Consider the following 7,039-nt stretch of genomic DNA (forward strand, 5'->3'; position numbering starts at 1 on the left):
CGTATTTTATAAACTCAAATTACCGGCTGAGGCGCTTCGCCCATTCCTGACTGGCGCGCTCCAACATACCGTAGACATGTTCAAATGCGTCCTGACTTTTACGATAGGGATCCGGGATCTCTTTCTGTTCCAGCCATTGCCCAAACAGCATTGTCTTCCCGCGGACCTCGGGAGCGATTGCGGTAACCTGAGCAATATGCTCTGACTCCATTGCCAGAATCAGATCGTAATTTCGTGCCATCTCAGCAGTGAGCTTACGTCCGGCATGTCCTTCAAGAGATACGCCATGATTAGCGGCAACATCTGCTGCTGTCGCATCTGCAGGGTGTTTTACCAGACCATGAACACCTGCCGATTTGACTTTTACGCCTGGCAGACGTTTACGCAGCAAGCGCTCGCCAATGGGCGAACGGCAAATGTTGCCGGTACAAACCACCAGGATTGAGTTAAATTTTAGTTGGGCCATGTTTGAATCCACCGTGAAGTCTCTGTCAGGTCATGCACCCCGGAAATCGTCGGTACCAGCAGAGAAATCACACGGTTCCAACGAGCCAGCGGCGCGGTAGTGACATAAACAATGTCGTAAGGTTCAAGCTGGAATTCCGTTCCGAGTATCATTGCCGATGCGTCCTTCGCATTCAGCTGATAAATATTGGCGATTTTGCCATTCTGCTTGTTTTGCGTTGCACGAATAACAAAAATCCCCGTCGCATCAGCGACATCCTGATTCATACCCTCAGCGTTACCCAGCGCTTCCGCCAGGGTCATACCGCTGCGGTCCATTTTCAGCGTGCTCTGTTTACCCACTTCACCCATCACGAAGACTTTCAGATCATCGTTGCGCGGAATAAATAAAATATCGCCCGGGTGCAGCAGTTTGTTCTGGCGCAAGTCGCCACGCTGCATCAGCGCATAGAGGTTCACTTTGGTCTTTACGCCATTCTGGGTGAGCACCACGTTGCGCCAGTCTGCATCTGCGGTCAGACCGCCCGCGGCGTTAATCGCATCCATGATGGTCAGAGGAATATTGGTAATCGGCTGCTGACCCGATTTGCTGACTTCGCCGGTGACGTACGCTTTTTGCGATCGGAACGCCGCGACGCTGACATCGACTTGCGGGCTTTCAATGACTGAATCGAGACGCGCTGTAATCTCGTTGCGTACCTGGGTAAGTGTTTTCCCGGCCACTTTCAGGCGACCAATATAGGGGTAGAAAATCGCACCATCGGCGTTAACCCAGTTGCCGGTATCACTGGCGCTACGGTATTGCCCTGCGGGGGTGGTTAGTTCCGGGTGATCCCAGACCGTAACCATCAACACATCACCAATCCCGATACGATATTCATAGTTTGCGATTTGCTGCTCCAGCTCCGGGTTAGCCTGCGACATAATCGGTTTGGCGCGCAACTGATCAATCAATCCTGGCGTGACGGGATAGATATTGACCATTTTGTCCAGGTCATACTGATTGTCAGGTAGTTCAATGACATCCTTGTTACTGGTCGATAAATTCTGACCAGGAACAAGGGTACATGCTGTCAAAGACAGAACAGCCAATGTCAGTATCGAAAACTTAAAAATGTTCTTTTTCATTGGTTTATATTTATCAGTCAATGTAATGTTATGAATTACGTCAGGTTATTGTCCAACCGGTACTTCTCGCTCTGCCGTCATTGGATAGAGCTGGTATTTGCGTGACAGCATTTGTCCACCATCACGCGTCAATGGTGTCCACGAAACCACCGCGCGGTTGCGGTTAGGTCCAATGGTCATCAAGTCGAATGGAATCGAGATATAAAAACCTTTACTAAAGCCGCCTTCGCCGTAGTCATCTTTAGATACGTTACTGATTGCCGCCCATACCCCTACCGCCACGCCGCTGTCAAAGCGTTTGGCGACGTCGATCGTTGCGCCTTTATCTTTTGCCAGATATTGCCCAACGCTAAGTTTCATCAGTACGCCATTGAGCGTCGGCGGGTTCCAGTAAGCCGTCACGAAACCAGTTGGCGTGGAATAATCGGTGAAGCGCATCATGTTGTCCCAGTCACGTTGCTTCACGTAGTTAACGTCCACACCCAGCGCCCAGCTGGCATCTAGCGGGCGATAAAGCAGCTCGGAACCGACACCGGCGTACATCGTTTCCAGATAACCGCCATACACCTGGCCATAGAAACCATTGCCTAAGTCGGCAAAGTAGTTCGCCTGCAAGTTGTTGAGATAAACGTCATTGCGAACGTAATCACGGATATGCGTGCGCACGCGGGGCAGGGTAGAGTCCGCGGGCAACAGCGAAGACTTAAACTTGTCGTAGTTGTTGTAAATATTGGTGAAAATACCGCCATCAAGCAGCAGGTGGTCGGTAAACCAGTAGCGGGCACTGGGCATCAGCCCCAGCTGGAACATATAGAAATCTTCCGGGCCGCCCAGCGACTGTGAAAGTGTTGGGTTGAAAGAGTAGCTAAAGCGATCTTCACGAATACGGTAGCCCCGACCAAAGGCAGAAAGATCTTCTGCTTCAACACGTTGTTGTTGAAGTTGCTCTGATTGACCAGGCGCTGTACCAGCCAGCTGTTTGCGCAGGCTGGCTACGTCGGTTTCGGTAGTCACCATCGCCATATGCTCGCGCTTTTGCGTCACGCTAATCTTCTCAACGCCTTGCGGCAGGTTATTCACCAGAATCCGGTTGGCACGATCGACCGCTTCGCGAGAATCACGGTATTTGTATTGTTGACCAGACATATACAGCGTCTTATCGCGCAGCTGAATTTCCGGTGCTTCAAAACCTGCGTTGTACTTCAGCGCGGTAAGTTGGTTCGCTACTGTGGTGTACTGCAATCCTTCAGATTCAGGCGCAGGTTGATATGCCGGTTTTGGCGTATCGCGCAGGGCAGGGCGCAGATCGTTGAAATTGGTCCGTAACGTGAAGCCAAACATCAACGTGTTACCGCGTTCATAACTCAGGTTGAGATCTGCCCAGCTGGCAGCGCGATAAACTGCGCCGACGTTGAAATGGCTTGCCTGAGGCAGTTTGCCAGCGAAATCATTCTGGTAATTGTTGCCATCGTATTCGAGTTTCAGACGCAGGGGATTCCACGGCGTTTGATACTCAATGCCGCCAAAGATGGAAGCCGGGCCACGAAAGATATCGCTAAAGCTGATATCGCCCGCATCGTGAGACTCTGCGCGATGACAATATTTATCGCTCACCCGGCAAAACGGGTTGGTAATATTGCCCGCATTACCGGCGTAGCCCCATGCCATCCCGAGGGTGAAATCAAATGGCCCCGCTTGCTTGCTGGCCACCAGATACTCACCGTCAAACAGACCCGTACCAGCAATATCACGTTTACCAAACGCCACTTGCGGTAGCCAGTAACCTTCTTCCCACAGGCGAAGTTTAAAATCGAATGATTTGTCTTTGTATGACTGATCGCCGCTGAAATCTTCCCACTGGCTATATTTGCGTGTGCGCACATCCGTATAACGAATGGTGCCTTCCAGCCATGGGAACAGCGCCACGGAGGTGGAGTAGAACCGGTATTGATCGTTATCCCGGTAGTTGACGCTGAATTCACCTTCCGGTGCGATGCGCGCATTTGGCATCTGCAACAATCCTGTGCCGCCAAAGTCTGATTGCGACGAACCCAGCGGATCCGGGTAGGTTAATACTTCAGCATGACAGGCACTGGAGACGGCAATGGCCAGGCAGCTTAAAAGATAAGAATTCTTCTTCATCAGTCAGGAACACGTTGCGTTAAAACAGACACAATCTGGTCATTTAAATCAGCATATTTTTCGGGCAGTACATGCGCAGAAAAGCCCAACCAAAGCTGGCTGCCAGGCGGTGGTTCCACATGTCTTTTATTCCACAGGGCAACAGGGGCGACGACAGTCTCACCCTCAGGCGTAATCACCATAACGTTATTCTTGTCCGCGCCTGCAAGGCGGGGGTGATCTTGCAGATAATCGGTAACGCTACGGCCTGCCTGCCAGGGCAATTGCCCGGCCCCAGAAACCGCACCCAGCAGAGTAATAGTCACCGGACGCTGTACGGTATAGAGCGTATAGTCCCCGACCAACGGGGGATTGCTGTTCTCATCCACTCGAACAAAATCAGGGTCCAGTTTGACCGGTAAGCGACCAGTGATATTGAGATTGAGTAACTGCTGGCGCACGGATTTAATCGTTGCCGCCACATCGTCGTTAGCTTCTGCTTCCCAGGAAGCAAGCTGTGCCATGACATGTTGGTAGTCTTTAAGCGCTTTAGCTTTCGCCGCAGAGTCGGTCAGCAAGGCACCAGGCCACCAGAGGCGATCGCGCAGTTGCGGTTGTGTCACCAACTGGACAACATTTTCCATGGGGCCAACGGAAAGTGTCTGTTGTTCGCCAGGCAGATAAATAGTCACCGTTCCTTGCGCAAAGGCATGGGGTGTCATTACGTAAAGTACGCTGGCAATGAAATACGACTGTAATTTATTCATGGTGCGGGTTTAAGAAACGTCATTTCTACGGGAATAACCCCTGCGCCTAACATTTGCCGACTTTGATGAACCTGGCCAGTAGCCGAATCGACCCAGAATGTGTTTTGCCACTGTTTTTCTGGCCGCGTGGAAGTCACCTCTTCCTGCCAGACATTACACAGCACATTGCGACCCGCAATATTCAGCGTCTCTAATCCAGCAAAGGAAAAAGTAGAACTCAGGGTCGCAGAGCGAAAATGGTTGTCTTCACTCCAGAGAATATCGCGCGTCCAGCGGCTGCCATCTTTTATTGCCAGCGCGTTACGCAGAGGGTCCTGCCCGGAATTTGTCACTTCCAGCAGATTATTATTAAGTTTGACGGTTTTTAAAAGACGTCCATTGTGGGTAACCAGCATGGCGTTATCCTGGGATAACCATTTGCTTTGTTCTTGTTCTATATATCCCAGTACCACAAAGATTCGTTGCCCTTCATTAAGGCGTAAATACATCGTGGAATAAGGCAACGCCTGGATCTGCTGATCCGCTACGGTGATATCCTGATTATCGAAAAGGCTGGCGCGAAATGTATCGACCATACTTTGCTGGCTGTGCGTACATCCCGCAAGAAATAGTGCGAAAATCGATAAAATAAGAGGGCGCACCTTTAATCCTTGAAAGGTTAATTAAAAAAATGCAAATCTTTAAAGCCCGGTACGAATATCGCAACCGGGTATCATTTAACTTTAATTTCGACGCGTTAAAGCAGTATTAGCGTGTAGTGGACGTGGTGGTTGAGGTGTTATGAGAACCGCCATCGCCACTGTCATTTGCTGCAACAACTGCCAACGTCGCCACACCAACAGCCGTTGCCACACCGACAACTGTCGCCGTGCCGACAGCGCCAGCAGCCACGCCACCAGTGGTAGTAGCAGTCGTGGTTGCGCCGGTAGTGGTCGTTGTGGTGCCAGTAGTACCCGTCGTTGCCTCGGTCCCGTTTGTTGCTTCAGGGGCAGCAAACGCAGCTGGCGTCGTCAACATGAAGGCCATAAGGATTGCAGAAAGCTTGTGTTTCATAACTTTTCCTTTATTCATCGCATGGACAATACGTACGCTTGAGATCAGGATTGTCTACTTTGAGTATAACATCCTTGTGAAATCTCCCTTTCCTCATACCGCTTGCACTATATACTGCGGGTAGGAAAGGCGCGCAGAGGGAAATATAAGATTGTTAACTATCCCCCTCTGGAAATACGACTTGTGAGCATAAGATAAATCTTAGCAAAATACAAATTAAAGATAAGGAAATTGTTACGAAAGCTATTAATTATTGTTGGTAATATAGTTTCAAGTGGTACTATAACTGGCTGTTAAATGGCATTTATAACTATTAGGTGCAGAGATATTCGCTTAAATGGATTAGTTTCTTTGTGGAAAAGTAACTGATGTTATAATATATGATGTTGACTATTGCACTATTCCAATAAAACCAGTCAGCTTTAAACAAGCAGCGTCATATTAAGAGAGATAAACATTTGCCGCTGTTGGTCCTCGCAGGCCATTTACGCGGCAAAATTCCACACGTAATCCTGGTATAAGCACTTCTGCGTCGCGGGGAGTGAATGCGGAAATATGGACCTGAACTTCTTTACGACCGTCGGAGGGGATAATGAATCCTTTGCCGCTTTTGCGATCAAAGGTTTTGACAATTCCTGTCATTTTACGGGACAAACAAATTCCTTACTGAAAATACTGCGCTGCACTATACGGGGTTAATAAAATAAAGCCAGCGATATTTAAGACCGCCGGACGGCTAAAATAAAATTTGCTTAATCTCAATTATCATGCGTTAATAGCTGCGTCGGTTTGAAAGACAGACAGCATACAAAGTAGTTTACTAAAGCAGTTCTCATTATCAGGCATTATCCCCTTCTTTTGAGTCTCTCTCCTGAACACTAAGTAGTTTCTGTATTAAAGCCCTGTTTGCCGAAAGGCCCAAAATGAAGGAAGTAAAATATGTCTAATAAAATGACTGGTTTAGTAAAATGGTTTAACGCAGATAAAGGTTTTGGCTTTATCACTCCTGATGATGGCAGCAAAGACGTTTTCGTCCATTTCACTGCCATCCAGAGCAATGAATTCCGCACGCTGAACGAAAATCAGAAAGTTGAATTTTCTATTGAGCAGGGGCAACGTGGCCCCGCGGCAGCGAACGTTGTTACGCTCTAAGGTTGCCGTTATTACTCAACATCTCCATTTCCGCTGTCCATGTTGTCATGGTTCACAGTACCGCACATCGGCATTCGATGTGACGGAGCGAAATCCTTTGGGCGCTAAGTGTATTTTTTGTAAATCGACGATGATCACCTTTGATAACGTTGCGCTGCAAATACGCACTGACCATGCGCCGCTGGATTTCACAAAATAATATCAGGCTCCCTCGTGGAGTAATGCCGATCAGTTAAGGATCAGTTGACCGATCCAGTGGCTGTGTAAGAATCCGGAAACGCTCACTTGTTTCCGGATTTTTTTATGCACATTGGACAGGCTCTTGATCTGGTATCCCGTTACGATTCTCTGCG

General features: G+C 48.9%; 11 protein-coding genes. 4 read left to right on the forward strand and 7 right to left on the reverse strand.

What is annotated here, in order from left to right; genetic code table 11:
* Positions 1 to 19: 19 nt before the first annotated feature.
* The 7 genes from etp to cspH form a co-directional block, all read right to left on the reverse strand.
* Complete coding sequence (gene etp, locus BFF42_RS13395; RefSeq protein WP_000057871.1) at positions 20 to 466, reverse strand: protein-tyrosine-phosphatase Etp; 447 nt, start codon at positions 464 to 466, stop codon at positions 20 to 22.
* Positions 454 to 1,593: a polysaccharide export protein gene (locus tag BFF42_RS13400; protein ID WP_024258623.1), complete on the reverse strand. Its 1,140-nt coding sequence runs from the start codon at positions 1,591 to 1,593 to the stop codon at positions 454 to 456. Before BFF42_RS13400 ends, etp begins: the two co-directional genes overlap by 13 nt.
* 45 nt (positions 1,594 to 1,638) lie before the next feature.
* Positions 1,639 to 3,735 (reverse strand): YjbH domain-containing protein, encoded by a 2,097-nt coding sequence (locus BFF42_RS13405; protein WP_000742340.1) that lies wholly within the window; start codon positions 3,733 to 3,735, stop codon positions 1,639 to 1,641.
* Positions 3,735 to 4,481, reverse strand: coding sequence for a capsule biosynthesis GfcC family protein (locus tag BFF42_RS13410; RefSeq protein ID WP_001038064.1), 747 nt, complete (start codon positions 4,479 to 4,481; stop codon positions 3,735 to 3,737). Before BFF42_RS13410 ends, BFF42_RS13405 begins: the two co-directional genes overlap by 1 nt.
* A complete protein-coding gene (gfcB, locus tag BFF42_RS13415; RefSeq protein WP_039060289.1) occupies positions 4,478 to 5,122 on the reverse strand; it encodes a lipoprotein GfcB in 645 nt (214 codons plus the stop codon). Before gfcB ends, BFF42_RS13410 begins: the two co-directional genes overlap by 4 nt.
* Before the next feature lie 106 nt (positions 5,123 to 5,228).
* Positions 5,229 to 5,534, reverse strand: a complete 306-nt coding sequence (locus tag BFF42_RS13420; RefSeq protein ID WP_001295358.1) for a threonine-rich inner membrane protein GfcA — start codon at positions 5,532 to 5,534, stop codon at positions 5,229 to 5,231.
* Between the two features lie 441 nt (positions 5,535 to 5,975).
* A complete protein-coding gene (gene cspH, locus BFF42_RS13425) occupies positions 5,976 to 6,188 on the reverse strand; it encodes a cold shock-like protein CspH (protein WP_000087763.1) in 213 nt (70 codons plus the stop codon).
* A 285-nt stretch (positions 6,189 to 6,473) separates the two neighbouring features.
* Here cspH and cspG point away from each other — a divergent pair, with 285 nt between their 5' ends.
* The 4 genes from cspG to BFF42_RS28340 all read left to right on the forward strand — a co-directional run.
* Positions 6,474 to 6,686 (forward strand): cold shock protein CspG, encoded by a 213-nt coding sequence (gene cspG / locus BFF42_RS13430; RefSeq protein ID WP_000066490.1) that lies wholly within the window; start codon positions 6,474 to 6,476, stop codon positions 6,684 to 6,686.
* A gap of 10 nt (positions 6,687 to 6,696) precedes the next feature.
* The gene (gene ymcF, locus BFF42_RS13435; protein WP_071524879.1) at positions 6,697 to 6,885 is read left to right on the forward strand and encodes a cold shock small protein YmcF; all 189 of its coding nucleotides are present in this window, start codon (positions 6,697 to 6,699) and stop codon (positions 6,883 to 6,885) included.
* A complete protein-coding gene (locus tag BFF42_RS28335) occupies positions 6,860 to 6,922 on the forward strand; it encodes a hypothetical protein (protein WP_226342180.1) in 63 nt (20 codons plus the stop codon). Before ymcF ends, BFF42_RS28335 begins: the two co-directional genes overlap by 26 nt.
* Positions 6,923 to 6,971: 49 nt before the next feature.
* Positions 6,972 to 7,039: hypothetical protein (locus BFF42_RS28340; protein ID WP_241012944.1), on the forward strand; the 68-nt coding region annotated here is incomplete at its 3' end.

Source organism: Shigella sp. FC1661 (assembly GCF_001712525.1).
In the GTDB taxonomy this organism is placed as follows: domain Bacteria; phylum Pseudomonadota; class Gammaproteobacteria; order Enterobacterales; family Enterobacteriaceae; genus Escherichia; species Escherichia coli.